This is a genomic window from Streptomyces sp. PCS3-D2 (assembly GCF_000612545.2).
In the GTDB taxonomy this organism is placed as follows: Bacteria; Actinomycetota; Actinomycetes; order Streptomycetales; family Streptomycetaceae; genus Streptomyces.
In genome coordinates, this window is the sequence record NZ_CP097800.1 from 5,672,090 (window position 1) to 5,698,312 (window position 26,223).

Annotated in this window: 28 protein-coding genes; 20 read left to right on the forward strand and 8 right to left on the reverse strand. The window is 71.9% G+C overall.

Annotated elements, in window-relative coordinates:
- Nucleotides 1-236: 236 nt before the first annotated feature.
- The 4 genes from AW27_RS25220 to AW27_RS25235 all read right to left on the reverse strand — a co-directional run bounded on the left by AW27_RS25220 (nt 237) and on the right by AW27_RS25235 (nt 4,932).
- The gene (locus tag AW27_RS25220) at nt 237-1,898 is read right to left on the reverse strand and encodes an alkaline phosphatase D family protein (protein ID WP_037926851.1); all 1,662 of its coding nucleotides are present in this window, start codon (nt 1,896-1,898) and stop codon (nt 237-239) included.
- A gap of 129 nt (nt 1,899-2,027) precedes the next feature.
- Nucleotides 2,028-2,822: a DsbA family protein gene (locus AW27_RS25225; protein ID WP_037926849.1), complete on the reverse strand. Its 795-nt coding sequence runs from the start codon at nt 2,820-2,822 to the stop codon at nt 2,028-2,030.
- Nucleotides 2,823-2,870: 48 nt separating this feature from the next.
- Nucleotides 2,871-3,560: a hypothetical protein gene (locus AW27_RS25230; RefSeq protein ID WP_037926846.1), complete on the reverse strand. Its 690-nt coding sequence runs from the start codon at nt 3,558-3,560 to the stop codon at nt 2,871-2,873.
- A 37-nt stretch (nt 3,561-3,597) separates the two neighbouring features.
- Entirely contained in the window at nt 3,598-4,932 is a 1,335-nt protein-coding gene (locus tag AW27_RS25235; protein ID WP_037926843.1) for a DUF2252 domain-containing protein, read from the reverse strand.
- A 171-nt stretch (nt 4,933-5,103) separates the two neighbouring features.
- On the opposite strand from AW27_RS25235, the gene dnaE reads away from it, so the two are divergent.
- Entirely contained in the window at nt 5,104-8,646 is a 3,543-nt protein-coding gene (gene dnaE, locus AW27_RS25240) for a DNA polymerase III subunit alpha (protein WP_037926841.1), read from the forward strand.
- A 93-nt stretch (nt 8,647-8,739) separates the two neighbouring features.
- Here dnaE and AW27_RS25245 read toward each other — a convergent pair whose 3' ends face one another.
- A complete protein-coding gene (locus AW27_RS25245; RefSeq protein ID WP_172671389.1) occupies nt 8,740-8,898 on the reverse strand; it encodes a hypothetical protein in 159 nt (52 codons plus the stop codon).
- Nucleotides 8,899-9,118: 220 nt separating this feature from the next.
- On the opposite strand from AW27_RS25245, the gene AW27_RS25250 reads away from it, so the two are divergent.
- From AW27_RS25250 to AW27_RS25265, 4 genes are read left to right on the forward strand one after another with little or no spacing between them, the layout of a single operon-like run.
- Entirely contained in the window at nt 9,119-10,426 is a 1,308-nt protein-coding gene (locus AW27_RS25250) for an NYN domain-containing protein (RefSeq protein ID WP_236647802.1), read from the forward strand.
- A 28-nt stretch (nt 10,427-10,454) separates the two neighbouring features.
- The gene (locus AW27_RS25255) at nt 10,455-11,492 is read left to right on the forward strand and encodes an ABC transporter ATP-binding protein (protein ID WP_078556934.1); all 1,038 of its coding nucleotides are present in this window, start codon (nt 10,455-10,457) and stop codon (nt 11,490-11,492) included.
- On the forward strand, nt 11,489-12,355 hold the full coding sequence (locus AW27_RS25260) for an ABC transporter permease (protein WP_078556932.1): 867 nt from the start codon (nt 11,489-11,491) through the stop codon (nt 12,353-12,355). Before AW27_RS25255 ends, AW27_RS25260 begins: the two co-directional genes overlap by 4 nt.
- Nucleotides 12,356-12,389: 34 nt before the next feature.
- Complete coding sequence (locus AW27_RS25265) at nt 12,390-13,073, forward strand: hypothetical protein (RefSeq protein ID WP_236647801.1); 684 nt, start codon at nt 12,390-12,392, stop codon at nt 13,071-13,073.
- Between the two features lie 265 nt (nt 13,074-13,338).
- Here the strand turns inward: AW27_RS25265 and ybaK are convergent, their stop codons facing one another.
- Both ybaK and AW27_RS25275 read right to left on the reverse strand, forming a co-directional pair.
- Complete coding sequence (gene ybaK, locus AW27_RS25270) at nt 13,339-13,833, reverse strand: Cys-tRNA(Pro) deacylase (protein WP_037926837.1); 495 nt, start codon at nt 13,831-13,833, stop codon at nt 13,339-13,341.
- A 19-nt stretch (nt 13,834-13,852) separates the two neighbouring features.
- Nucleotides 13,853-14,590: an LON peptidase substrate-binding domain-containing protein gene (locus tag AW27_RS25275; RefSeq protein ID WP_037926834.1), complete on the reverse strand. Its 738-nt coding sequence runs from the start codon at nt 14,588-14,590 to the stop codon at nt 13,853-13,855.
- 285 nt (nt 14,591-14,875) lie between these two features.
- On the opposite strand from AW27_RS25275, the gene hisD reads away from it, so the two are divergent.
- From hisD to hisF, 8 genes are read left to right on the forward strand one after another with little or no spacing between them, the layout of a single operon-like run.
- A complete protein-coding gene (gene hisD / locus AW27_RS25280) occupies nt 14,876-16,198 on the forward strand; it encodes a histidinol dehydrogenase (protein WP_037926831.1) in 1,323 nt (440 codons plus the stop codon).
- A complete protein-coding gene (locus AW27_RS25285; protein WP_037926828.1) occupies nt 16,177-17,304 on the forward strand; it encodes a histidinol-phosphate transaminase in 1,128 nt (375 codons plus the stop codon). The genes hisD and AW27_RS25285 overlap by 22 nt, the downstream gene beginning before the upstream one ends.
- Nucleotides 17,301-17,894, forward strand: a complete 594-nt coding sequence (gene hisB, locus AW27_RS25290) for an imidazoleglycerol-phosphate dehydratase HisB (RefSeq protein WP_037926825.1) — start codon at nt 17,301-17,303, stop codon at nt 17,892-17,894. The genes AW27_RS25285 and hisB overlap by 4 nt, the downstream gene beginning before the upstream one ends.
- A gap of 2 nt (nt 17,895-17,896) precedes the next feature.
- Nucleotides 17,897-18,064: a hypothetical protein gene (locus tag AW27_RS25295; RefSeq protein WP_030855494.1), complete on the forward strand. Its 168-nt coding sequence runs from the start codon at nt 17,897-17,899 to the stop codon at nt 18,062-18,064.
- Nucleotides 18,061-18,711, forward strand: coding sequence for an imidazole glycerol phosphate synthase subunit HisH (gene hisH, locus AW27_RS25300; RefSeq protein ID WP_037926821.1), 651 nt, complete (start codon nt 18,061-18,063; stop codon nt 18,709-18,711). The genes AW27_RS25295 and hisH overlap by 4 nt, the downstream gene beginning before the upstream one ends.
- Nucleotides 18,711-19,439 carry a bifunctional 1-(5-phosphoribosyl)-5-((5-phosphoribosylamino)methylideneamino)imidazole-4-carboxamide isomerase/phosphoribosylanthranilate isomerase PriA gene (gene priA, locus AW27_RS25305; protein WP_037926818.1) on the forward strand — a complete coding sequence of 243 codons (729 nt, stop codon included), beginning with the start codon at nt 18,711-18,713 and terminating at the stop codon, nt 19,437-19,439. Before hisH ends, priA begins: the two co-directional genes overlap by 1 nt.
- Nucleotides 19,436-19,834 carry a RidA family protein gene (locus tag AW27_RS25310; RefSeq protein ID WP_037926815.1) on the forward strand — a complete coding sequence of 133 codons (399 nt, stop codon included), beginning with the start codon at nt 19,436-19,438 and terminating at the stop codon, nt 19,832-19,834. The genes priA and AW27_RS25310 overlap by 4 nt, the downstream gene beginning before the upstream one ends.
- Nucleotides 19,831-20,586, forward strand: coding sequence for an imidazole glycerol phosphate synthase subunit HisF (gene hisF, locus AW27_RS25315; protein ID WP_037926812.1), 756 nt, complete (start codon nt 19,831-19,833; stop codon nt 20,584-20,586). Before AW27_RS25310 ends, hisF begins: the two co-directional genes overlap by 4 nt.
- A 127-nt stretch (nt 20,587-20,713) precedes the next feature.
- Here hisF and AW27_RS25320 read toward each other — a convergent pair whose 3' ends face one another.
- Nucleotides 20,714-21,346, reverse strand: coding sequence for a TIGR03085 family metal-binding protein (locus AW27_RS25320; RefSeq protein ID WP_037927566.1), 633 nt, complete (start codon nt 21,344-21,346; stop codon nt 20,714-20,716).
- 91 nt (nt 21,347-21,437) lie between these two features.
- Here AW27_RS25320 and hisI point away from each other — a divergent pair, with 91 nt between their 5' ends.
- The 7 genes from hisI (at nt 21,438) to trpM (ending at nt 26,190) form a co-directional block, all read left to right on the forward strand.
- Nucleotides 21,438-21,806: a phosphoribosyl-AMP cyclohydrolase gene (hisI, locus tag AW27_RS25325; protein ID WP_037926809.1), complete on the forward strand. Its 369-nt coding sequence runs from the start codon at nt 21,438-21,440 to the stop codon at nt 21,804-21,806.
- 16 nt (nt 21,807-21,822) lie between these two features.
- Entirely contained in the window at nt 21,823-23,313 is a 1,491-nt protein-coding gene (locus tag AW27_RS25330; RefSeq protein WP_037926806.1) for an anthranilate synthase component I, read from the forward strand.
- Between the two features lie 14 nt (nt 23,314-23,327).
- Nucleotides 23,328-24,002, forward strand: a complete 675-nt coding sequence (locus tag AW27_RS25335) for a TIGR02234 family membrane protein (RefSeq protein ID WP_037926803.1) — start codon at nt 23,328-23,330, stop codon at nt 24,000-24,002.
- Nucleotides 24,003-24,136: 134 nt separating this feature from the next.
- A complete protein-coding gene (locus AW27_RS25340; RefSeq protein WP_037926800.1) occupies nt 24,137-24,388 on the forward strand; it encodes an HGxxPAAW family protein in 252 nt (83 codons plus the stop codon).
- An 89-nt stretch (nt 24,389-24,477) separates the two neighbouring features.
- On the forward strand, nt 24,478-24,975 hold the full coding sequence (locus AW27_RS25345; protein WP_078556930.1) for a DUF2752 domain-containing protein: 498 nt from the start codon (nt 24,478-24,480) through the stop codon (nt 24,973-24,975).
- Between the two features lie 172 nt (nt 24,976-25,147).
- Nucleotides 25,148-25,957: an indole-3-glycerol phosphate synthase TrpC gene (trpC, locus tag AW27_RS25350; protein WP_037926797.1), complete on the forward strand. Its 810-nt coding sequence runs from the start codon at nt 25,148-25,150 to the stop codon at nt 25,955-25,957.
- A gap of 77 nt (nt 25,958-26,034) precedes the next feature.
- The gene (trpM, locus tag AW27_RS25355; protein ID WP_370466706.1) at nt 26,035-26,190 is read left to right on the forward strand and encodes a tryptophan biosynthesis modulator TrpM; all 156 of its coding nucleotides are present in this window, start codon (nt 26,035-26,037) and stop codon (nt 26,188-26,190) included.
- Nucleotides 26,191-26,223: the final 33 nt, after the last annotated feature.

A 26,223-nucleotide genomic window follows, 5' to 3' on the forward strand; every position in this document is an offset into this window, starting at 1 on the left:
GCGGCGGAGAAGGGGGGATATGCGGGCGGACGCGCGCACGTGTGCTCCTCGCGAGTGGGGGGTGGTGGGGGGTGGTGGCCTGAAGGATCTTCTTCAGCTGGCGCGAAGCTTATGTGTGCATGACATATTCAGGTCAAGGGTCTTGCGTAAAAGATTTGTTGCTTCGAACGCACAAGGGGCACCTGGTATGTACCAGATGCCCCTTGTGGCAGAAGAATTGACGGTCGTTCAGGAGATCAGCGAACGGGGTGGTAGGACCGCTCGACCTTCTGGGTCCCGTTCAGGGTCCGGTAGGAGCGGGACCATGCGGACGTCGCGTCCGGCCGGCGCTTGTCGGATATGACGTAGTAGTCCATCTGCGAGCGCTCCGGCGTCACGTCCAGCACGCCGTAGCCGTGCGCGTCCATGTCGAGCCACTTCGTGTGCCAGTTGGCAGCCTTGATGGCGGTTTCGGCCACCAGCGAGACCGTGTTCGGCAGCACGTGCAGGATGTCGTCGAGGTTGTCGGAGGTCACCGACGTGACGACGAACTCCGTCGCCGCCGTGCCCGAGCCCGGATAGGTGGCCATGTTCATCGGCACCTCGTTCGCCCAGGCCATGTGGATGTCGCCGGTCAGGAACACCGTGTTCCGGATGTTCCGTTCCTTCAGGTGGCCCAGCAGCTCCTTGCGGTCGTCCGTGTACCCGTCCCACTGGTCCACGTTGATCGCGATGCCGCCCTCGGGCAGCCCGAGCAGCTTGGTGAACGGCCCCAGCAGGTGTGCGGGCAGCGAGCCGAAGGCCACCGGCGAGATCATCACCGAGGTGCCGACCAGCTTCCAGGTCGCGTCGGAGCCGGCGAGGCCCGCCTTGAGCCAGTCCAGTTGGGCGCGCCCGGTGATGGTCCGCTCCGGGTCGTCCACCGATCCGCTGCCCACCTTGGCCTGCTGCGAACGGAAGGAGCGCAGGTCGAGCAGGTGCAGGTCGGCGAGGGTGCCGAAGCGGAGCCTGCGGTAGACGGTGCCCGCGGTGGAGCTCCGTACCGGCATCCACTCGAAGTAGGCCTGCTTGGCGGCCTCGGCGCGGGCGGTCCAGTCGCCCTCGGCCCCCGGGGTGTGGTTCTCGGCGCCGCCGGCCCACATGTCGTTCGCGAACTCGTGGTCGTCCCAGATGGCGATGACCGGGTGTGCCTGGTGCATGGCCTGGAGGTCCGCGTCCGTCTTGTACGTGCCGTGCCGGGTGCGGTAATCGGCCAGCGAGACGATCTCGTGCTTCGGCTCGTGCTGGCGCACGGTGTACTTCGCCTCCGGGTAACCCCCGGACTGGTACTCGTAGATGTAGTCGCCCAGGTGCAGGATCGCGTGCAGGTCCGTGCGGGCGGCCAGGTGGCGGTAGGCGGAGAAGTAGCCGGACTCCCAGTTGGCGCAGGAGACCACGCCGAAGCGGACTCCCGGGGTCGTCACGCCGTGGGCGGGGGTGGTCAGGGTGCGCCCCACGGGGGAGACCGCCGAGCCGGCGGTGAAGCGGTACCAGTACGGCGTCTGCGGCCGGAGCCCCCGCACGTCCACTTTGACCGTGTGGTCCGAGGCGGCGCCGGCCGTGACGGTCCCTGAGCCGACGACGCGGGAGAAGGCCTGGTCGGCGGCCACCTCCCAGCCGACCTGGACGGTGGGGCCGATACCGGATCCGGGGACGGCCTCGGGGGAGGGGGTGACGCGCGTCCACAGCAGGACGCCGTCGGGCAGCGGATCGCCCGAGGCGACGCCGTGCAGGAAGGCGGGGGCGCTGCCCGCCGCATGGGCGGTTCCGGCGCCCAGCGTGGCGAGGGGGGCCAGTGTGGCGGTGGCGGCCGCGGCGAGGACGACAGTACGGCGGCGGGGGGTCGACGCGGCGGGGTGAGGGGTGAGATGACTGGTCACGGACCATCACATTACCGACGGGTACACCCCTGGGAACAGATGTCGGAATGCAACGAGCGGGCGAACTCTCGGAGTTCGCCCGCTCGCCGGTGCTGCCGGAAGGGAGGCCGTGTCCCGGAACGTCCCGGATCAGCCCTGCAGGGCCTTGTCGATCGCGGCCGTGAACGCCTCCGCCGTCTGCGGGGTGTCGATCTTCTTGCCGTCCATCTTCAAGGTCGGCGTGCCCTTCACCCCGGAGTTGTCGAAGACCTTCGACATCTCCAGCGCCCACCGGTCGTAGGTGCCGTCCTCGACGGCCTTCTTGAACTCGGCGTTGCCCTTGAGCGCCGGAACGGTGTCCGCGACCTTCAGCAGGTAGTCGTCCTTGGCGAAGCTGTCGACGGTCTCCTCGGGGTGCTGCTCCTTCGAGTACAGCGCTCCCTTGAACTCCAGGAAGGCCTCCGGGCTGACGTTCAGCGCGGCGCCCAGCGCGCTCAGCGCGTTCTTCGAGCCCTCGCCCTTGACCGCGTTGTCGATGAAGGTGGCGCCGACGTACTGGAGCTTGTACTTGCCCGCCTCGACGTCCGTCTTGATCTGCTCGCCCGCGGCCTGCTCGAAGGAGGCGCACGCCGGGCAGCGCGAGTCCTCGTACAGCTCCAGGGTCTTCTTCGCGTCGGCCTTGCCGACGACGACCGTGGTGCCGTCGTCACCCGAGGTGTTCTTGGGCTTGACCAGCTCGGCCTTGGCGGCCTTCTCCCAGTAGTCGGGCTCGTTGGCCTTCATGACCCCGTAGGCGATACCGCCGGCCAGGCCCAGCGCGGCCACGACCCCGACGCCGACTATGACCTGTCGACGGATCTTGTCCTTCTTGGCCTGCGCCGCGCGCTCGGCCCGAAGCCGCTCGCGGGCCGCCGCCTTGTTCGCCTGGCTGTTGCGTGAACTCATCATGATCTCCGTGGTGTGTGACGTGGGGAAGGGACTGCCGTACGTGCGTCAGGCGCGCGCGAGCGCACCGAGCACGGGAGGTCCCCGCCGTCCCACGGAGTGCGCGGGGAAGCGCGTACGGGCCCCGGCTCCCGCCGGGACCGGCCGCCGCGCCCGCCGTGCCGGCCGACGGGCCCCCGCCAGCGCGGCCGCCGCCATCCGCAGCGGCCGGAACGCGAAGGCGGCCACCGCCCGCAGCAGCCGGCCCAGCGCCCGCTCACCGTGGTGCAGCCAGGCGGCGGCGAGCAGCCCCACCGAGACATGGGCGCCGAGCAGCAGCCACGGCGTGTACGGGCCGGGCGAGGCCAGCAGCGCGGCCGTACCGGCGGCGGGCCCGGTCACCTCGGCCAGCGGGCCGCCCACCGGCGTGCCCCCGCAGAGCTCCTCCAGGCCCATGGCGCGCAGCGGCCCCGCGACCGGCCCACCGGCCGGGCCGTAGCAGAGGTGCTGCCCGGCGGTGAAGACGGTGTCGGCGGCCAGCTCCAGCGGTACGAGCAGCCCCGCGATGGGGCCGAAGCCGCGCTCACGGCCCGCGAGGGCCCAGGCGATCGCGAACACGCCCGCGAAGGCCCCGGCCACCATCGCCGGAGGCAGCGGGACCCGGGACATCAGGACGTGCGAGCCGGAGGAGAGCAGCACGACGACAGCGCTGAACAACGCGGCCCGCAGCCCTCTGAGTCCCGTCCCGGAAAAGTCCATCCTCGCGAGTGTGCCACGTGTTCCTGTGGGAGCCGTTTCAGGGGGTGAGACGGCCGTTGCGGAAGAGGTCCACGAAGATCTGGTGGTCGGCGCGCGCCCGCGCCCCGTAGGCGTGGGCGAAGTCGACCAGCAGGTCCGCGAAACCCTCCTCGTCCGAGGCGATCGCCGCGTCGATGGCCCGCTCGGTGGAGAACGGCACCAGGGACTGTCCGCTCTCCGCCTCGTCGGCCGACGCGTGCATGGTCGCCGTGGCCCGGCCGAGGTCGGCGACCACCGCGGCGATCTCCTCGGGGTCGTCCAGGTCCGACCAGTCCAGATCCACCGCGTACGGGGACACCTCCGCCACCAGCTGGCCGGTGCCGTCCAGCTCCGTCCAGCCGAGCCAGGGGTCGGCGTGCGCCTGGAGCGCCCGCTGCGAGATCACCGTGCGGTGGCCCTCGTGCAGGAAGTACTCCCGCACCTCCCGGTCCGTGACGTGTCGGGAGGCGGCCGGGGTCTGCGCCTGCTTGAGGTAGATCACGACGTCGTTCTCCAGCGCGTCGCTGTGCCCCTCCAGCAGGATGTTGTAGGAGGGCAGGCCCGCCGAGCCGATGCCGACGCCCCGGCGGCCGACCACGTCCTTGACCCGGTAGGAGTCGGGGCGCACGAGGGACTCGTCGGGCAGGGTCTCCAGGTACCCGTCGAAGGCCGCCAGCACCTTGTAGCGGGTCGCGGCGTCCAGCTCGACGGAACCGCCGCCGCAGGCGAAGCGGCGCTCGTGGTCCCGTATCTCCGTCATCGAGTCCAGCAGGGAGAAGCGGGTGCGGCAGCGGGCCGAGCGCAGCGCGTCCAGCAGCGGGCCCTCGGCGGTGTCCAGGGTGAAGGAGGGGACCTCGTCCTTGTCGGGTGCCTGGTCCCGGACGGCCAGCAGGCGGATCCGCTCCCGGTAGGCCCCGGCGTAGATCCGCACCAGCTCGCTTATCTGGCCGTCGCTGAGCGCCTTGGTGTAGCCGATCAGCGCGACGGAGGCCGCGAAGCGCTTGAGGTCCCAGGTGAAGGGGCCGACGTACGCCTCGTCGAAGTCGTTGACGTTGAAGATCAGCCGGCCGTTGGCGTCCATGTACGTGCCGAAGTTCTCGGCGTGCAGATCGCCGTGGATCCACACCCGGCCCGTCCGCTCGTCCAGGTACGGACCGCCGTGCCGGTCCCGCTCCAGGTCGGAGTAGAAGAGGCAGGCCGTGCCCCGGTAGAAGGCGAAGGCCGAGGCCGCCATCTTGCGGAACTTGACCCGGAAGGCAGCGGGGTCGGCGGCGAGCAGTTCACCGAATGCGGTGTCGAACACGTCGAGGATCTGCTCGGCACGCTGCTCGTCGGTCGTCTCGGGGACCGCCATGGCGGGTTCCTCCTGGTGCACGGGGTGGTACGGGCTCTGCCGGACCGGACGCGGGACCGGCGCCCCTGGTTCTGCAACGCCCGACCGTACCGCCGCGTGCCCGTGATCTGTCACCCGTGGGACGTAGGATTCGAAGCTGCCCCCTCCCCCCGCCGCCAGGAGACCAGCGCCGTGACCCAGACGCCGTTCACGCACCTGCACGTCCACACCCAGTACTCGCTGCTGGACGGTGCCGCGCGGCTGAAGGACATGTTCAACGCGTGCAACGAGATGGGCATGACGCACATCGCCATGTCCGACCACGGCAACCTGCACGGGGCCTACGACTTCTTCCACTCCGCCCAGAAGGCCGGGGTCACGCCGATCATCGGCATCGAGGCGTACGTCGCCCCCGAGTCCCGGCGCAACAAGCGCCGCATCCAGTGGGGCCAGCCCCACCAGAAGCGCGACGACGTCTCCGGTTCCGGCGGCTACACCCACAAGACGATCTGGGCGGCGAACGCCACCGGCCTGCACAACCTCTTCCGGTTGTCCTCCGACGCGTACGCCGAGGGCTGGCTGACGAAGTGGCCGCGCATGGACAAGGAGACCATCGCCCAGTGGTCCGAGGGGCTGATCGCCTCCACCGGCTGCCCCTCCGGCGAGCTGCAGACCCGCCTGCGCCTCGGCCAGTTCGACGAGGCCCTGAAGTCGGCCTCCGAGTACCAGGACATCTTCGGCAAGGACCGCTACTTCCTGGAGCTGATGGACCACGGCATCGAGATCGAGCGCCGGGTCCGCGACGGGCTGCTGGAGATCGGCAAGAAGCTCGGTATCCCGCCGCTGGTGACGAACGACTCGCACTACACCTACGCCAGCGAGGCCTCCGCCCACGACGCCCTGCTGTGCATCCAGACCGGCAAGAACCTCTCGGACCCCGACCGCTTCCGCTTCGACGGCTCCGGCTACTACCTGAAGTCGACCGACGAGATGTACGCGATCGACTCCTCGGACGCCTGGCAGGAGGGCTGTGCCAACACCAGGCTGGTCGCGGACCAGATCGACACCGAGGGCATGTTCACGTTCCGGAACCTGATGCCGAAGTTCGACATCCCGGAGGGCTACACCGAGGTCACCTGGTTCCGCGAGGAGACCATGCGCGGCATGCACCGCCGCTTCCCCGGGGGCATCCCCGAGGACCGCATGAAGCAGGTCGAGTACGAGATGGACACGATCATCTCGATGGGCTTCCCGGGCTACTTCCTCGTGGTCGCCGACTTCATCATGTGGGCCAAGAACCAGGGCATCGCGGTCGGACCCGGCCGAGGCTCCGCGGCCGGCTCGATCGTCGCCTACGCCATGGGCATCACCGACCTCGACCCGATCCCGCACGGCCTGATCTTCGAGCGCTTCCTCAACCCCGAGCGCGTGTCCATGCCCGATGTCGACATCGACTTCGACGAGCGCCGGCGCGTCGAGGTGATCCGGTACGTGACCGAGAAGTACGGCGCCGACAAGGTCGCCATGATCGGCACCTACGGCACCATCAAGGCCAAGAACGCGATCAAGGACTCGGCCCGCGTGCTGGGCTACCCGTACGCCATGGGCGACCGCCTCACCAAGGCCATGCCCGCCGACGTCCTCGGCAAGGGCATCCCGCTCTCCGGCATCCTCGACCCCTCGCACCCCCGCTACGGCGAGGCCGGCGAGATCCGCGGCATGTACGAGAACGAGCCGGACGTGAAGAAGGTCATCGACACCGCCCGCGGTGTGGAGGGCCTGGTCCGCCAGATGGGCGTGCACGCCGCCGGCGTGATCATGTCCAGCGAGACGATCACCGATCACGTACCCGTCTGGGTGCGGCACACCGACGGCGTCACCATCACCCAGTGGGACTACCCGAGCTGCGAGTCGCTCGGCCTGCTGAAGATGGACTTCCTGGGCCTGCGCAACCTCACGATCATGGACGACGCCGTCAAGATGGTGAAGGCCAACAAGGGGATCGACATCGACCTCCTGGCCCTCCCGCTCGACGACCCCAAGACCTTCGAGCTGCTCGGCCGCGGCGACACCCTCGGCGTCTTCCAGTTCGACGGCGGGCCCATGCGCTCCCTGCTGCGGCTGATGAAGCCGGACAACTTCGAAGACATCTCCGCCGTGTCGGCCCTCTACCGGCCGGGCCCGATGGGCATGAACTCGCACACCAACTACGCCCTGCGCAAGAACAAGCAGCAGGAGATCACCCCGATCCACCCCGAGCTGGAGAAGCCGCTCGAAGAGGTCCTCGCGGTCACCTACGGCCTGATCGTCTACCAGGAGCAGGTCCAGAAGGCCGCCCAGATCATCGCCGGCTACTCGCTCGGCGAGGCCGACATCCTGCGCCGCGTCATGGGCAAGAAGAAGCCCGAGGAGCTGGCGAAGAACTTCACGATCTTCCAGGCGGGCGCCCGCAAGAACGGCTACTCCGACGAGGCCATCCAGAAGCTCTGGGACGTCCTGGTCCCCTTCGCCGGCTACGCCTTCAACAAGGCCCACTCGGCCGCCTACGGCCTGGTCTCCTACTGGACCGCCTACCTCAAGGCGAACTACCCGGCCGAGTACATGGCGGGTCTGCTCACCTCGGTCAAGGACGACAAGGACAAGTCCGCGATCTACCTGAACGAGTGCCGCCGCATGGGCATCAAGGTGCTCCCGCCGAACGTCAACGAGTCCGAGTCGAACTTCGCCGCCCAGGGCGACGACGTGATCCTCTTCGGCCTCACCGCCGTCCGCAACGTCGGCCAGAACGTCGTGGACTCGATCATCAAGACCAGGAAGGCCAAGGGGAAGTACTCCTCCTTCCCTGACTTCCTGGACAAGGTCGAGGCCGTCGTCTGCAACAAGCGCACCATCGAGTCGCTGATCAAGGCCGGCGCCTACGACGAGATGGGCCACACCCGCAAGGGCCTGGTCGCCCACCACGAATCCATGATCGACAACGTGGTCGCCGTCAAGCGCAAGGAGGCCGAGGGGCAATTCGACCTCTTCGGCGGTATGGGTGACGACAGCGGCGGCGACGAGCCCGGCTTCGGCCTCGACGTGGAGTTCTCCGACGTCGAGTGGGAGAAGTCCTACCTGCTCGCCCAGGAGCGCGAGATGCTCGGGCTCTACGTCTCCGACCACCCGCTCTTCGGTCTGGAGCACGTGCTCTCCGACAAGACCGACGCCGGAATCTCCCAGCTGACCGGCGGCGAGCACTCCGACGGCGCCGTCGTCACCATCGGCGGCATCATCTCGGGCCTCCAGCGCAAGATGACCAAGCAGGGCAACGCCTGGGCCATCGCCACCGTCGAGGACCTCGCCGGCTCCATCGAGTGCATGTTCTTCCCCGCGACCTACCAGCTCGTCTCCACCCAGCTGGTCGAGGACACCGTCGTCTTCGTCAAGGGCCGCCTCGACAAGCGCGAGGACGTCCCCCGCCTGGTCGCCATGGAGATGATGGTCCCCGACCTCTCCTCGGCCGGCACCAACGCCCCCGTGGTCCTCACCATCCCCACGGTCAAGGTCACGCCCCCGATGGTGACCCGTCTGGGGGAGATCCTGCGCCACCACAAGGGCAACACCGAGGTCCGGATCAAGCTCCAGGGGCCGCGGACCACCACCGTGCTGCGCCTCGACCGGCACCGCGTCCAGCCCGACCCGGCCCTCTTCGGCGATCTCAAGGTCCTGCTCGGACCGTCCTGCCTGGCCGGATAGCGTCGTCCGCCACCCGCCCGAAAGGGGGCCTGCCCGGTGTCGCCGGGCAGGCCCCCTTGCGGTTCTCGGCCGTCACAGACCGGCGCGAAGGCGTCAGTTGTGTCCGAACTTCTTCTGCTTGCTCTTGTGGGCCAGGTCCATCGGACTCGGCGCCTGGGACGACTGCTCGGGGGAGTCCGAACGCGACGCGTCCTGCCCGGACGAGCGGGTCTGCTGCTTCGCCGGCTGCTTCTGGTTCTTGTTCTTGGCCATGGTGGAGCCTCCGTGAGGGTCTAGGGGCCAGGACCGCCTTCACACTCACACAGCACCAGAAACCGCGCATTTTGGATCATTACCGCGTGTAGCCGAGGGCGGTGCCCCGCCGCCGCGTGAGATCCGCCACGCCGATGATCGAGTTCCGGCCTTCAACGCCCGCGAGGTCGGGCAGACTCGGGGAACCCGCGAAAACACGTGGGGACCCCCAGGGAAGAGGGTGGAACGCGTGGACCGCTGCGTCGTCCTGGTGGACGCCGGCTACCTGCTGGGTGCCGCCGCCAGCCTTCTCGCCGGGGAGCCCTCCCGCTCCCGGATCACCGTCGACCATGCCGCCCTGATCCAGGGCCTGCGCGAGCGGGCCGAGGCCGACACCCAGCAGCCCCTGCTACGCATCTACTGGTTCGACGGCGCACCCGACCGGGTGCCGCAGCCCGAACACCGCAGACTGCGCGTCATGCCCCGGGTCACGGTCCGGCTCGGCGCCCTGACCCGCAGCGACGGCCGCTGGGCGCAGAAGGGCGTCGACGCCGCCATGCACGCCGAGCTCACCGAACTCGCCCGCAACCGCGCCTGCTCCGACGTGGTCCTCGTGACCGGCGACGGCGACCTGCTGCCCGGCCTGATGTCCGCCAAGGAGCACGGGGTCGCCGTCCACCTGTGGGCCGTCCAGGCGGCCGACGGCGACTACAACCAGTCCGAGGACCTCGTCGCCGAGGCCGACGAACGCCGCGTCCTCGACCGGGCCTGGATCACCCGTGCCGTCCGCGCCAAGGACCTCGCCGGACTCTGCTCCCCGCCGCCCGTGCCCCGCCCCGACATCGCCGCCATCCTCTCGGCACCGCTGCCCGAGGCCGCGCTCGCCGAGGCCGCCCGCAACGGTGCCGCCGCCCCCGCGGAGGACGATCGGGAGGCCGTCCCCGTACCGGCGCCGACCGCCCCCGGCGGAAAGAGCGTCCCCACGCCCAAGGACCTCGCCGGGGCCCTGCGCGCCACCGGACCGCACAGCGGCCAGCAGGCCGCGGCGAGCAGCGCGCCGTCCCCCGCCAGCGCCCTGCGCTGGTCCTCCGACCGGGGCTGGATCGACCGCGCCGGACCGCTGGGCGAGCCCGCCGAGACCGCCTCGCTGCCCACCCTCGCCCAGCTCACCAGCGCCGAACAGCGCTGGGCCGACCGGGAGGAGGACATCACCACCGTGGGCGGGGACCCATTCGAGGTGGGACAGGTGTTCGCCCGGCGCTGGATGGAACGCCTCCCGGAGACCGCACACCTCCAGAAACTGGCCACCATGTACCCGCGCATCCCGCACCGGATCGACGGCGAGCTGCTGCGCTACGCCGCCCGGTTCGGCCTGCTCGCGCACAAGGACGACCAGATCGACGAGCACGACCGCTACGCCATCCGCGCCGGGTTCTGGAGGGAGATCGACGTCCGCGCCGCCGCCGAGCACGTCGCCGCGGTACCGGCCGCCGCACCCGGAACGGGACCCGCCGACCTGTCCGCCCCGCTGACCCCGGCGGCCGAGTAGGGGCGGGAACCCCGTAGGCTGCTCCCTCGTGAGTACGGGCACAGCACAGGCGCAGGACAGCACGGCGGCGGCCGCGGGAGCGGCGTCGGACGTGGTCTGCACGGTGCGTGACCTGGTCAAGACGTATCCCGCGGTGCGCGGGCGGCGCGGAGCCCCCGCCCTGCCCGAAACCCGCGCCAACGACGGCGTCAGCCTCGACGTCCGGCGCGGCGAGATCTTCGGCCTGCTCGGCCCCAACGGCGCCGGCAAGTCCACCCTGGTCCGCCAGCTCACCGGCCTCATGCGGCCCGACTCGGGCACCGTGACCCTCCTCGGCCACGACCTCGTGCGCCACCCCCGACGGGCCTCCAGACTGCTCTCCTACCTCGGCCAGGAGTCCACCGCCCTCGACGAGCTCACGGTGGCGCTGGCCGCCGAGACCACCGCACGGCTGCGCGGGCTCGACGTACGGTCGGCACGCGCCGCGCGCGACGCCGTACTGGAGGAACTCGGACTGGCAGGGATCGCCGGGCGACCCCTGAAGAAGCTCTCCGGCGGCCAGCGGCGCCTGGCCTGCGTCGCCGCCGCGCTCGTGGGCGAACGGCCCGTGCTGGTCCTCGACGAACCCACCACCGGAATGGACCCGGTGGCCCGGCGGGCCGTGTGGGCGGCGGTGGACCGCCGCCGCGCCCGGCACGGCGTGACCGTGCTGCTCGTCACCCACAACGTCATCGAGGCCGAGACGGTCCTCGACCGGGTCGCCGTCATCGACCAGGGCAAGGTCATCGCCTGCGACACGCCGACCGCGCTGAAGGCGCGCGTCTCGGGCGAGGTCCGGCTGGAGCTGGTGTGGCGCGAGGGCGCCCCGCTGGAGGTGCCGGAGGTCGCCCGGCTGCGCGAGCGGGCCGTCGAGTCGGGGCGCCGCTGGGTGCTCCGACTGGCGCCGGACGAGGCACGGGCGGCGGTCGCCTCGGTCACCGGGGGCCCGGCCTTCGCCGCGCTCGACGACTTCACCCTGGCCACCCCCAGCCTGGAAGACGTGTACCTGGCCCTCGGCGGCAGGACGAAAGGGCTGGTGAAGTCGTGAGCGACCGTTCGACGGGGGGCGTCCGGGCCGTGCTCGCGCCCGATGCCGCACCCACGGCTCAGGCCGCACCGGCCGCGCTTCCCACGGGCTGCGCACGGGAACCTCAGGCCGCGCCGCTGGCGCCCGCCGCGCGCTTCCTCCCCTCGCTGGCCGCCGTCTACCGCGCGCAGCTGTCCCGGGCGCGGGTGGCCCGCATTCCGTTGCTGTTCGTGGCGACCTTCCAGTCCGTCGGAATCATGATCCTGATGCGGGGCGTCGTCGACGGGGGATCCGAGGCCCGGGCCGTCGTGGCCGGGTCCTCGGTGCTGGTCGTCGCCTTCGTCGCGCTGAACCTGCTCGCGCAGTACTTCGGGCAGCTGCGGGCCGGCGGCGGACTCGACCACTACGCCACCCTGCCGGTGCCGCCCGCCTCGGTGGTGCTGGGCGCGGCCGCCGCCTACGCCTCCTTCACGCTGCCGGGGACGCTGGTCACCGCCGTCCTCGGATGTCTGCTCTTCGGCCTGCCGATGGGCGGACTGTGGATCCTGGCCGCCGTGGTGCCGCTGGCCGGAGCCGCGCTGGCCGGGCTCGGCGCGGCCCTGGGGCTGCTGGCACCGCGGCAGGAGCTCGCCACCCTCGCGGGGCAGCTCGGCATGTCGGCGGCGCTGCTGCTGGGCGTGCTGCCGCCCGAGCGGATGCCGGCCGTGATCGTGTGGGCGCGGGACCTGCTGCCGTCCACCTACGGGGTGGAGGCCTTCGCGCGGACCTTCGAGGCGTCGCCGGACTGGGCCGCCGTCGTCTTCGACCTCGGCGTGTGCGCGGCCGTAGGGGTCGTCTCCCTGGCCGTGGCGACCTGGGCGTACCGCCGGGCGGCCGTCCGCTGACACCACCGCCGGACACACCTGGCACGATGTGGGGGTGACCGAAGCCGTGACCCCGCAGTCCCCGTTCGACCCGCCGCCGTCGCCGCCCGAGAAGCCGGGCGGCACCGCCGCGGCCATCCGCCCGGAGGACATCCGCGACGGGGCCGTCGTGGCCCTGGCGGTCGGGGTGGCCGGGCTGCTCCTCGGCCTGCTGTGGTGGTGGCTCGCGCCCCGGGTGCAGTACGTGTCCAACGGCGAGGCGGTGTTCCTGCGCAACAGCGAGAGCGAAGCGCGGATCGCCGCCGACGGGACCTTCTTCCTGCTGGCCCTGGGGCTGGGCGTGGTGAGCGCCGTCGCCACCTTCCTGTGGCGCCGGGCCGGCGGGGTGCCGCTGGTGATCGGTCTCGCCGTCGGGTCCTGCTTCGCCGCGCTGGCGGGGTGGCGGTTCGGACTGTGGCTCGGGTCCTCGTCGACGGACCTGGCCGCGGCGGCCTCCGCCGCCGGCAAGGGGGTGCCGTTCGATGCGCCGCTGGAACTGCTGGCGTACGGGGCGCTGCTGGCCTGGCCGATGACCGCGGTGCTGCTGCACCTGGGGTTGACCGCGCTGTGGACGCCGAGGGAACCGGAGCCGGATCCGCTGTACGGGTGGAGCGGCCACTACCGGCCGGCGCCGCCGGCCGGGGTGCCGCTGCCGCCCGCCGACGCAGGCCCGACCGCGTCCGAGGCCCCGCGCACCTGACCCGTCCGGGGCGGTGGGCCGGCGGCGCCGCGCGAAGGCCCGCCCTCCCGCGCTGCCCGGGACCGCGCCCGGAAGGGCGCGCCCCGGGGCGCGTTGCGAACGTCCCGCCTGCCCCGCGCGCGTCCGGTGCGTGCGCACGCTCGCCGCGTGGTCGGGACCGTCCGGGTACGCCCGATCCGGGGTCGGCCCTGCGTCGTGCGAGCGCACGCACCGGACGCCGCAGGGCCCGCCCTTCGGGCGGACGGCGCCCCTGTCGCGACACGCCCTATGCCCGGCCGATCGGGGCGAGGGCGGCTCCCGTGAGGCTGGTCAGGTCCGACGGGGAGAGTTCGATCTCCAGGCCGCGGCGGCCCGCCGAGCAGCAGATCGTGGAGTGTTCCGTCGCGGACTCGTCGATCACCGTGCGCAGCCGCTTGCGCTGGCCCAGCGGGGAGATGCCGCCGCGGACGTAGCCCGTGGTGCGTTCCGCCAGGGCCGGGTCCGCCATCGCCGCCCGCTTGCCGCCGACCGCCGTCGCCAGCGCCTTCAGGTCCAGCGACCCGGAGACCGGGACCACCGCCACCGTGAGGACGCCGTCCACGTCGGCCACCAGGGTCTTGAAGACCTGCGTCGGAGAGACCCCCATGGCCTCGGCCGCCTCTTCGCCGTACGAGGGGTGCGACGGGTCGTGCTCGTACGCGTGCGTGGTGAAGGCGACTCCGGCCGCCGTCAGGGCCGCGATCGCCGGAGTGCCGGCTGCCTGCTTCGTCTTCTTGGCCATCGGTCCCCCGTCGGTCGGTTCAGTTGGGGCTCGTCGGAGCCCGGGTCAGGTCCACCGCCGGAAGGGACGGCAGATGACGGATCACCGCCGTCTCCGTGCGCAGCAGTTTCAGCTCCTCCGCCAGCCGCGTCGCCGTGTCCGGGGCCTGGAGCAGCCGCTGCTTCGCCGGGACGTCCAGCACCGCCGCCGCGGCCACCAGGTACGACACCACCGACGGTTCGTCGGGCAGTTCGGCGCCCGTCAGGGACCGCTCGCGAGCCCCGGCCAGCCGCTTCTGGTAGTTGCGGAAGGCACGCAGCACACCCTCCGCGAGGACCCCGGCGCCGTCTCCCGCATCCTCCGGGAGCTCCTCCAGGTCCGCCGTCAGGAAGGGCCCCGAGGAGTCGACCGAGAGCAGCCGGACCCGCGTCGTACCGGTCGCCAAGACCTCGAAGGTGCCGTCCTCCCGCTCCCGGATCGTCGCCGCCTCCGCGATGCAGCCCACCCGGTGGAACGCCTGGATCGGGTCCGACCCGAAACCCGCGGCCGGGCCGCGCTCCGGCATGGACGTCGGGTCCGGCAGGCCGGACGCGGTCGGGGCGGCCTCCCGGCCGTCACGGATCGCGACGACGGCGAAACGGCGCGGCTCGTCCTCGCCCGACTTCAGCAGCTCGCGCATCATGGCGCGATAACGCTCCTCGAAGACGTTCAGCGGGAGGACGAGGCCCGGGAACAGCACCGAGTTCAGCGGGAAGAGGGGCAGGCGAACGGTGGTCACGACGCACAGGGTAATCGTCCGCGGACGCAGCCCGTCACCCCCCGCCGCAGCAGTCGGGGGGCCTCCGCCGCCGGCCCCGGAGCCGGATCCCGCCGCCGAATCGGCGCGGCGCCCGGGGGCGGCCGGATCCGCCGGTCCCCCGTCCGGGCCGGCCCGCTCCGGCGGTTCCGCCCGGCCGCCGCGCACGTGCGGGTGAACGCCCACGGGTGCCTGTGGTGCCCGTGGCGTGTATCAGCCAGTGATACGGGCGGACGGTGGCGCGTGGCGGTCTGAGAGAATTGGGAGGTGATCTCTCGTATCGACCTGCGCGGTGACGCCCTCCCCGAGGGCGGCGCCCTGCGCGATCTGCTGCCCCGTGCCGAGTTCGACGTGGAAGCCGCCCTGGAAAAGGTGCGGCCCATCTGCGAGGACGTGCATCATCGTGGTACGGCGGCGCTGATCGAGTACGCGCAGAAGTTCGACGGAGTGACGTTGGAGCAGGTCAGGGTGCCCGCTGAGGCTCTCAAGGCCGCCCTCGACGCGCTCGATCCGGCCGTCCGCGCAGCCCTTGAGGAGTCGATCCGGCGGGCCCGGACGGTGCACCGCGAGCAGCGCCGCACCGAGCACACCACCCAGGTGGTCCCCGGCGGCACCGTGACCGAGAAGTGGGTTCCGGTGGAGCGTGTGGGGCTGTACGCCCCGGGCGGCCGCTCGGTCTACCCGTCGTCCGTCGTCATGAACGTGGTGCCGGCCCAGGAGGCGGGCGTCGAGTCGGTCGCGCTCGCGTCCCCGCCGCAGAAGGAGTTCGGGGGCCTGCCGCACCCGACCATCCTCGCCGCCTGCGCCCTGCTCGGCGTGGACGAGGTGTACGCGGTCGGTGGCGCCCAGGCCGTGGCGATGTTCGCCTACGGGACCGAGGACTGCCGTCCCGCCAACATGGTCACCGGCCCCGGCAACATCTGGGTCGCCGCCGCCAAGCGCTACTTCACCGGACGCATCGGCATCGACACCGAGGCCGGCCCGACCGAGATCGCCGTCCTCGCCGACTCCACGGCCGACCCGGTCCACGTCGCTGCCGACCTCATCAGCCAGGCGGAGCACGACCCGCTGGCCGCGGCCGTCCTCGTCACGGACTCCGCCGAGCTCGCGGACGCGGTCGAGAAGGAGCTGGAGCCGCAGGTCGCCGCGACCAAGCACGTCGAGGACCGGATCAAGCCCGCCCTCGCCGGCAAGCAGTCCGCGATCGTCCTGGTCGACAGCCTGGAGGACGGTCTCAAGGTCGTCGACGCCTACGGCGCCGAGCACCTGGAGATCCAGACCGCCGACGCGGCCGCCCTGGCCGCCCGCGTCCGCAACGCCGGCGCGATCTTCGTCGGCCCGTGGGCCCCGGTCTCCCTCGGCGACTACTGCGCCGGCTCCAACCACGTGCTGCCCACCGGCGGCTGCGCCTGCCACTCCTCGGGCCTGTCCGTGCAGTCCTTCCTGCGCGGCATCCACATCGTCGACTACACCCGCGACGCCCTCGCCGAGGTCACCCACCACGTGGTCACCCTGGCCGAGGCGGAGGACCTGCCCGCCCACGGTGCCGCCCTCAAGGCACGCTTCGGATGGAAGGTGCCCACCCCGTGAGCATCGGCATCGACGACCTCCCCATCCGGGACGAACTGCGCGGCAAGAGCCCGTACGGCGCCCCGCAGCTGGACGTGCCGGTCCAGCTGAACACCAACGAGAACCCCTACGAGCTGCCCGCGGAGCTCGTCGCGCGCATCGCCGAGCGCGTCGCCGAGGCCGCCCGCACCCTCAACCGCTACCCGGACCGGGACGCGGTCGAGCTGCGCACCGAGCTGGCCGCCTACCTCACGCGTACCGGCAAGCACCCGGTCACGCGGGAGAACGTATGGGCCGCCAACGGCTCCAACGAGGTCATCCAGCAGCTGCTGCAGACCTTCGGTGGGCCGGGCCGCACCGCGATCGGCTTCGAGCCCTCCTACTCCATGCACGCGCTGATCTCCCGCGGTACCGGCACGGAGTGGATCTCCGGCCCGCGCCGCGAGGACTTCCGCATCGACGTGGCGGCCGCGGAGCGGGCGATCGCACAGCACGCCCCCGACGTCGTCTTCATCACCTCGCCCAACAACCCCACGGGCACCGCCGTCGAGGCGGAGACCGTCCTGGCCCTCTACGAGGCGGCCCAGGCGGCCAAGCCCTCCCTCGTCATCGTCGACGAGGCCTATGTGGAGTTCAGCCACCGGGACTCCCTGCTGCCCCTCATCGAGGGCCGCCCCCACATGGTGGTGTCCCGGACCATGTCCAAGGCCTTCGGCGCGGCCGGCCTGCGCCTGGGCTACCTGGCCGCGCACCCCGCCGTCGTCGACGCCGTGCAGCTGGTGCGCCTGCCGTACCACCTGTCCGCCGTCACCCAGGCGACGGCCCTGGCGGCGCTGGAGCACACCGACACCCTGCTCGGCTACGTCGAGCAGCTCAAGTCCGAGCGGGACCGCCTGGTCGCCGAACTGCGCGCCATCGGCTACGAGGTCACCGAGTCCGACGCGAACTTCGTCCAGTTCGGGACGTTCGAGGACGCGCACACCGCCTGGCAGAAGATCCTCGATCACGGGGTCCTGGTCCGGGACAACGGCGTACCCGGCCGGCTGCGGGTCACCGCCGGCACCCCGGCAGAGAACGACGCGTTCCTGGAAGCGGTTCGCGCACTGAAGAAGGAGCAGCACGCATGAGCCGCATCGGACGGGTCGAACGGACCACCAAGGAGACCTCCGTCGTCGTCGAGATAAACCTCGACGGAACCGGCCGGGTCGACGTCTCGACGGGCGTGGGCTTCTACGACCACATGCTCGACCAGCTCGGCCGCCACGGCCTCTTCGACCTCACCGTCAAGACCGACGGCGACCTGCACATCGACTCCCACCACACCATCGAGGACACCGCCCTCGCGCTCGGCGCCGCCTTCCGGCAGGCGCTCGGCGACAAGGTGGGCATCTACCGCTTCGGCAACTGCACCGTGCCGCTCGACGAGTCCCTCGCCCAGGTGACCGTCGACCTGTCCGGCCGCCCCTACCTCGTGCACACCGAGCCCGAGAACATGGCGCCGATGATCGGCGCCTACGACACGACGATGACCCGGCACATCCTGGAGTCCTTCGTCGCGCAGGCCCAGATCGCCCTGCACGTCCACGTCCCGTACGGGCGCAACGCCCACCACATCGTGGAGTGCCAGTTCAAGGCCCTCGCCCGCGCGCTGCGCTACGCCGCCGAGTTCGACCCGCGCGCCGCCGGCATCCTGCCCTCCACGAAGGGCGCCCTCTAGCAGTGAACGGGCTGAACACCATCCTGATCGTCCTCGGCCTCTTCCTGGCCGGGGGCGTCTACTCCTTCCAGAAGCAGCAGATGCCCAAGTCGGTCATCATCCTGCTCGCCCTCGCCTCCGCGATGTGTCTGGCAGCCGGAGTCCTGCGAATCCAAGGAATCTGGGAATGAGCACAGCACACCCCACCAAGAAGGTCGTGGTCCTCGACTACGGTTTCGGCAACGTCCGCTCCGCCGAACGCGCCCTCGCGCGCGTCGGCGCGGACGTCGAGATCACCCGCGACTACGACAAGGCCATGGACGCCGACGGACTCCTCGTCCCCGGCGTCGGCGCCTTCTCCGCCTGCATGCGGGGACTCAAGGACGTCCGCGGCGACTGGATCATCGGCCGCCGCCTCTCCGGCGGACGCCCGGTCATGGGCATCTGCGTCGGCATGCAGATCCTCTTCGAGCGCGGCATCGAGCACGGCGTGGAGACTTCAGGTCTCGACGAGTGGCCCGGCACGGTCGGCCCGCTCAAGGCCCCGGTCGTCCCGCACATGGGCTGGAACACCGTCGAGGCCCCGGCCGACAGCCAGGCCTTCGCCGGCCTGGACGCCGACACACGCTTCTACTTCGTGCACTCCTACGCGGCGCGCGAGTGGACCCTGGAGACGACCAACCCGCTGATCCGCGCCCCCAAGGTCACCTGGGCCACGCACGGCGAACGCTTCGTCGCGGCGGTGGAGAACGGAGCCCTGTGGGCGACCCAGTTCCACCCCGAGAAGTCCGGCGACGCCGGCGCCCAGCTCCTCACCAACTGGATCGAGACCCTCTGATGCCGAACCCGCTCGAACTCCTTCCCGCGGTCGACGTCCGCGACGGCCAGGCCGTCCGCCTCGTCCACGGCGTCTCCGGCAGCGAGACGTCCTACGGCTCCCCGCTGCAGGCCGCCCTCGCCTGGCAGGCCGCGGGCGCCGAATGGCTCCACCTGGTCGACCTGGACGCCGCCTTCGGCACCGGCGACAACCGTGCCCTGGTCGCCGAGATCACCCGCACCATGGACATCAAGGTCGAGCTGTCCGGCGGCATCCGCGACGACGCCTCGCTCGCCGCGGCCCTCGCCACCGGCTGCACCCGCGTCAACCTCGGCACCGCGGCCCTGGAGACCCCCGAGTGGGCCGCCAAGGCCATCGCCGAGCACGGCGACAGGATCGCCGTCGGCCTCGACGTGCGCGGCACCACCCTCAAGGGCCGCGGCTGGACCAGCGAGGGCGGCGACCTCTACGAGACCCTGGCCCGCCTCGACTCCGAGGGCTGCGCCCGCTACGTCGTCACCGACATCGGCAAGGACGGCACGCTCACCGGCCCCAACCTGGAGCTGCTGCGGAGCGTCTGCGCCGCCACCGACCGGCCCGTCGTCGCCTCCGGAGGCATCTCCTGCCTCGACGACCTGCGGGCCCTGTCCGAGCTGGTGCCGCTGGGCGTCGAGGGCGCGATCGTCGGCAAGGCCCTGTACGCCAAGGCCTTCACCCTGGAAGAAGCCCTGAAGGTGGTCTCCGCATGAGCAACACCTCCGACGCCGGCGCCGTGCGCCGCATCTCCTCCGGCGGCCCCTACGAGGACGTCATCGGCTACTCCCGAGCCGTGCAGCTGCCCAACGGCCTCGTGCTGGTCTCCGGCTGCACCGCGGCCGACGCGGGCGGCCCGTACGACCAGACCGTCGCGGCCTTCGGCGTCGCCTTCAAGGCCCTCGCCCAGGCCGGCCTCGGCCCCGAGGACGTCGTCCGCACCCGCATGTACCTGACGCACGCCCGCGACGTGGACGAGGTGGGCCGCGCCCACAAGGAGCTCCTCGACGCGGTCCGCCCGGCCGCGACGATGCTCATCGTCTCCGGCTTCGTCGACCCGTCGATGGTCGTCGAGGTGGAGGTCGAGGCGTACCGGGCGGTGCCCGCATGAGCCTCGCCGTACGCGTGATCCCCTGCCTGGACGTGGACAACGGCCGGGTCGTCAAGGGCGTCAACTTCCAGAACCTGCGCGACGCGGGCGACCCGGTGGAGATGGCCAAGCTCTACGACGCCGAAGGCGCCGACGAGCTGACCTTCCTCGACATCACCGCGTCCTCCGGCAACCGCGAGACCACCTACGACGTGGTGCGCCGCACCGCCGAGCAGGTCTTCATCCCGCTGACCGTGGGCGGCGGCGTCCGCACGGCCGACGACGTCGACAAGCTCCTGCGCGCGGGAGCGGACAAGGTGGGCGTGAACACGGCCGCCATCGCCCGGCCCGAGCTGATCCAGGAGATCGCGGAGCGGTTCGGCCGGCAGGTCCTCGTCCTGTCGGTCGACGCCCGCCGCACCGGGTCGGGTTCCTTCGAGGTCACCACGCACGGCGGTCGCCGGGGCACCGGCATCGACGCCGTCGAGTGGGCCCACCGGGCCGCGGAGCTGGGGGCCGGCGAGATCCTGCTGAACTCGATGGACGCCGACGGCACCAAGGACGGCTACGACACCGAGATGATCGCGGCGGTCCGCAAGCACGTCACCGTGCCGGTGATCGCCTCGGGCGGCGCGGGCCGCCTCGCGGACTTCGCCCCGGCGATCGAGGCGGGAGCGGACGCCGTGCTCGCGGCATCCGTCTTCCACTTCGGCGACCTCCGCATCTCCGAGGTCAAGGCCGCCCTCCGCGAAGCCGGTCACCCCGTCCGCTAGGTCTGTCCCGCGCCGGGTGGGAGCACCGCCCGGCGCGGGCCATGGTCCGCAGCCGGTCACAGCGCCGGGGCGGGTCGCGGACGTCCCGCCTGCCCCGCGGCGCCCGGCGCGCACGCTCACCGCACGCCTAGAGGCCCAGTTCGGCCACCGTCAGTTTGGCCACGGCCTCCTGCTCGCCGTCCAGCGTCACCGCGGCGGACGCCTGCCGGCCGAAGCAGAACAGCGTCAGCTCGCCCGGCTCGCCCGTCACCGTGACCACCGGCGCACCCTTGTGCGCCACCGCGGTCTGCCCGTTCGGGCGCCTCAGCACCAGACCCACCGGCGAACGGCGCCCCGTCAGCCGTGCCATCTTCTCCAGACGGGACCACAGCGCGTCCGAGAACACCGGGTCCAGCTCCCGCGGGGACCAGTCCGGCTGGGCCCGGCGGACGTCCTCCGCGTGGACGTAGAACTCCACCGCGTTCGCCGCCTCGTCGATCTGCTTCAGCGCGTACACCGACATCCGCGGCGGCCCGGTGCGGATCAGCCGGACGAGCTCCTCGTACGGCTTGGCGGCGTACTCGGCCATCGCCGCGTCCAGCCGCCCCTTCAGCACGTTCAGCAGCAGGCCGCCCGCCGCGTCCGGCCGCCGCTCCCGCACCACCACGTGCGCGGCCAGCTCGCGGCACCTCCAGCCGGTGCACAGCGTGGGGGCCTCGGGGCCGGCCGCCTCCAACAGGTCCGCCAGCAAAAGGCGTTCACGCTTCGCATGGGTAGACATGCGGGCCAGCCTACGGCCGGAACGCGCCGGATGCCCGCCCATCGGACGGACATGGATCACCACACCCATCCGGGCCCGGCACAATGGGCCCATGAGTACGACCCCCCGCCCCGGCAACCTCGACCCCGCCATCGCCGCGCGCCTCAAGCGCTCCGCCGACGGCCTGGTACCGGCCATCGCCCAGCAGTACGACACCGGTGAGGTGCTCATGCTCGGGTGGATGGACGACGAGGCCCTGCACCGCACCCTGACCACCGGCCGCTGCACGTACTGGTCCCGCAGCCGGCAGGAGTACTGGGTGAAGGGGGACACGTCCGGCCACTTCCAGCACGTCAAGTCCGTCGCCCTCGACTGCGACGCCGACACCGTGCTCGTCAAGGTCGACCAGGTCGGAGCCGCCTGCCACACCGGATCCCGCACCTGCTTCGACGACGACGTCCTCCTCCGCGCAGCCGACTAGGTAGGGGTCCCACGCAATGGATCTTGAGACGTTCCGCAAGCTCGCGGCCGACCGCCGCGTCATCCCCGTGAGCCGCAAGCTGCTCGCCGACGGGGACACGCCCGTCGGGCTCTACCGCAAGCTGGCCGCCGAACGCCCCGGCACCTTCCTCCTGGAGTCCGCGGAGAACGGCCGGTCCTGGTCCCGGTACTCCTTCGTCGGGGTCCGCAGCGACGCGACCCTGACCGTCCGGGACGGGCGCGCGCACTGGATCGGCACCCCGCCCGTCGGCGTACCCACCGACGGCGACCCCCTCGACGCCCTGCGCGCCACCGTCGAGACCCTGCACACCCCCCGCGACCTCGCGGGTGGCATGCCCCCCTTCACCGGAGGGATGGTCGGCTACCTCGGCTACGACATCGTCCGCCGCCTGGAGCGCATCGGCGAGCACGGCAGCGACGACCTGGAACTGCCCGAGCTGACGATGCTGCTCACCTCCGACCTCGCGGTGCTGGACCACTGGGACGGCACCGTCCAGCTCATCGCCAATGCCATCAACCACAACGACCTCGACTCCGGCGTCGATGAGGCGCACGCGGACGCCGTGGCCCGGCTGGACGCCATGGAGGCGGACCTGGGGCGGCCCGCGCCCTACGTCCCGGCCCCGCTGCCCGCCTCCGCGCTCCCGGAGTACTCCGCCCTGTGGGGCGGCGAGGAGTACCAGGCGGCCGTCGAGGACATCAAGGAGCGCATCCGGGCCGGCGAGGCCTTCCAGGTGGTGCCCTCGCAGCGGTTCGAGACCTCCTGCGAGGCCTCCGCGCTGGACGTCTACCGGGTGCTGCGCGCCACGAACCCGTCCCCGTACATGTACCTCTTCCGCTTCGAGAACGGCTTCGACGTGGTCGGGTCGAGCCCGGAGGCGCTGGTCAAGGTCGAGGACGGGCGGGCCATGGTCCATCCCATCGCCGGCACCCGCCACCGGGGCGCCACCCCGCAGGAGGACAACGACCTCGCCGAGGAACTGCTCGCCGACCCCAAGGAGCGCGCCGAGCACCTGATGCTCGTCGACCTCGGCCGCAACGACCTCGGCCGGGTCTGCGCACCGGGGTCCGTCGAGGTCGTCGACTTCATGTCGATCGAGCGCTACTCCCACGTCATGCACATCGTCTCCACCGTGACGGGACGCGTGGCCGAGGGGAAGACCGCCTTCGACGTGCTCACGGCCTGCTTCCCGGCGGGCACCCTCTCCGGCGCCCCCAAGCCGCGCGCCATGCAGATCATCGAGGAACTGGAGCCCTCCCGCCGCGGCCTCTACGGCGGCTGCGTCGGCTACCTGGACTTCGCGGGGGACTCCGACACGGCCATCGCCATCCGAACGGCGCTGCTGCGCGACGGTACGGCGTACGTGCAGGCGGGGGCCGGTGTCGTCGCCGACTCCGTGCCCGAGCTGGAGGACAACGAGTGCCGCAACAAGGCCGCCGCCGTGCTGCGCGCCGTGGCTGCGGCGAACCGCCTGAGCGGCTCCTGAGGGCGTAGGGGATAGTGGGGTGCGTGAGTGCCGTACCCCCGCCCCGATCCGAAGCCTCCACCGAGTCCGAGGCCCCCGACAGCCGCAGCAGCCGCCGCAGCGTGGCCGCGGCGCTGCTGCTCGGCGCGCTCGGCGCCACCGTGGTCCTGCTGGCCTCCGGCCGGGTCTGGGCCCGGGGCACGGCCGCCATCGGCAGCGACTCGCTCCAGCTGAGCGCCGACGGGCGGGCCGTGACCGGGCTCCCCGCGGCCCTGGCCATCGTGGGACTGGCCGCGCTGGTCGCCGTCTTCGCCGTCCGGGGCAAGGGTCGGCTCCTGGTGTCGGGCCTGCTCGCGCTCAGCGGCCTCGGTGCGGCGCTGTCGGCCCTCTTCGGCTCCGACGGACGCACCGCCCTGGACGCCCAGGCGGTCCGCTCGACCGCGGACAACGCGGCGCACGTGGCCGGCCTCACGCAGACCACGTGGCCGTACGTGACGGCCGCCGGCGCGGTCCTCATCCTGGCCGCCGGGCTGCTGGCACTGCGCTTCGGCAGCGGCTGGCCCGCGATGGGCGGCCGCTACGAGCGTGACGGCACCCCCCGCCCACGGGCCGCGGCGGCGGTTGATCCGGACCGGCCGGAGGATCTGTGGAAGGCTCTGGACCGCGGCGAGGACCCGACCACGGGCCCGAGCGGCGACCGGACCCGCTGACCGGGCCCCTCGCCCGGCCCCGAGCCGACCCCCCTGGACGGCGAGGCCGCCCGGTGCGGGACAATGTCACCGAGCGTCCGACCCGGACCACACGTTCGACGAAGCAGTGCGACAGAGCAAACGAGGAGCAACTCATGGCGGGCACGAGCCACGGACACACCCCGGCCGCCTGGACCGGTGTCATCATCGCCTTCATCGGTTTCTGCATCTCCGGCGCCTTCATGGTGCTCGCGAACCCGATCGGGTTCTGGGCCGGGATGGTCGTCGTCGCGCTCGGCGGGGTCGTCGGCCTGGGGATGAAGGCCGCGGGCATGGGCGCGCCGAAGGCCACCCACAAGGACCTCGCCGAGGTCATCGCCGCGAACAAGGTCCCCGCCAAGGCCTGAGCGCGCCACCTGCGCCGGTCCTGGAAGAGAGCCGAAAGGCGCGGCCCCGCCGGGCTGCGCCTTTTGTCGTGAGCGGAGAGAATCAGCAGGTGGACGCCTCCAGCACCCCCGACGCCGTACCCGGCCCGCAGGCCGGCCCCGCGGGTCCCGCCCTGCCCGCCGGCCCCCGCGGTCCCGTCGAGCGGGCCTCCCTGGCCAGGCGGCTCGCCGTCCCGGCGTCCTACCTGGCCGCGGTCGGCGCGGCGTTCGCGTACGTGGGCGCCGTGGACCCGAACGAGCCGGGCCACTACCCGGTCTGCCCGCTGCTGCAGCTGACGGGCCTCCTGTGTCCGGGCTGCGGCGGGCTGCGCAGCGCGCACGCGTTCGCCCACGGGGACCTGGCCGCTGCTTTCGGGTCGAATGCCCTCGCCGTCGTCGGCTACTTCGTCTTCGCGGGTTTCATGGCCCTGTGGCTGGTTCGCGCCTTCCGCGGCCGGCCGGCCCCCAGGATCGTCCTGCGTCCCGCCCACTCGTGGGCGGTGGGCGCGGTGGTACTGGTTTTCGCCGTTGTCCGAAATCTCTCTTTCGGGTCGGCGCTGGCGCCCTGAGCCCGGCGTACAGCCGGGATGAAGGGCGCATTCCGAATGTCCAGTTACTGGGACGCCGTCAACCGAGTGCGGAGGGCGACGCCTCCGCCGGATACCATTTGATGGCCGACCTTGCAGTGGTTCGTGTCTGCAGGGCGGCCGACCGTCATCGACCCGGAAGGGGGCCGCTCGCGTGAGTGTGCTCGACGAGATCATCGAAGGGGTCCGCGAAGACCTTGCCGAACGGCAGGCCCGCGTGAGCCTCGACGAGCTCAAGGAGCGTGCCGCCAAGGCGCCCCAGGCCAAGGACGGCGTCGCGGCCCTGCGCGGCGACGGCGTCAAGGTGATCTGCGAGGTCAAGCGCTCCAGCCCCTCCAAGGGCGCGCTGGCCGCGATCGCGGATCCGGCCGGGCTCGCCGCGGACTACGAGGCAGGCGGTGCGGCGGTCATCTCCGTCCTCACCGAGCAGCGCCGCTTCGGCGGCTCGCTGGCCGACCTGGAGGCCGTCCGCGCCCGCGTGGACATCCCGATCCTGCGCAAGGACTTCATCGTCACCGCCTACCAGCTCTGGGAGGCCCGCGCCTACGGCGCCGACCTCGCGCTGCTGATCGTCGCGGCTCTGGAGCAGGAGGCCCTCGTCTCCCTCATCGAGCGGGCCGAGTCCATCGGTCTCACCCCGCTCGTCGAGGTCCATGACGAGGAGGAGGTGGAGCGGGCGGTGGCCGCCGGCGCCAGGATCATCGGGGTCAACGCCCGCAACCTCAAGGACCTCAAGGTCGACCGCTCCACCTTCGAGCGCGTCGTCGGCGAGATCCCGCCCCACATCGTCAAGGTCGCCGAGTCCGGCATCCGCGGACCGCACGACCTGATCGCCTACGCGAACGAGGGCGCCGACGCCGTCCTCGTCGGTGAGTCCCTGGTCACCGGCCGCGACCCGAAGGCGGCCGTGGCCGACCTCGTCGCCGCCGGGGCCCACCCGGCCCTGCGCCACGGACGGAGCTGACCCTTCCCGTGACCCCCGACCGTCCCCGCGTCCGCGCGCGGTCCGCGCCGCCGGCATCCCGCCGCGGCCCGGGCGGCGTGCCGACGGCGTACGCGCCCCTGGCGCGCGGCTGCCGCCCCCGCGGCTGCCGCGCCCCGGCCCGGCGCGTCCACGGGCGGCGGGTCCGGTACGTGATCGGCTCCGAGCCCGGCCAGGTCAACGGCATGCGATGGCGCCGCGGAGAAGCGCCGTAACGAGGGCTGCCGCGACCCGGTGCGCGAAGGCGT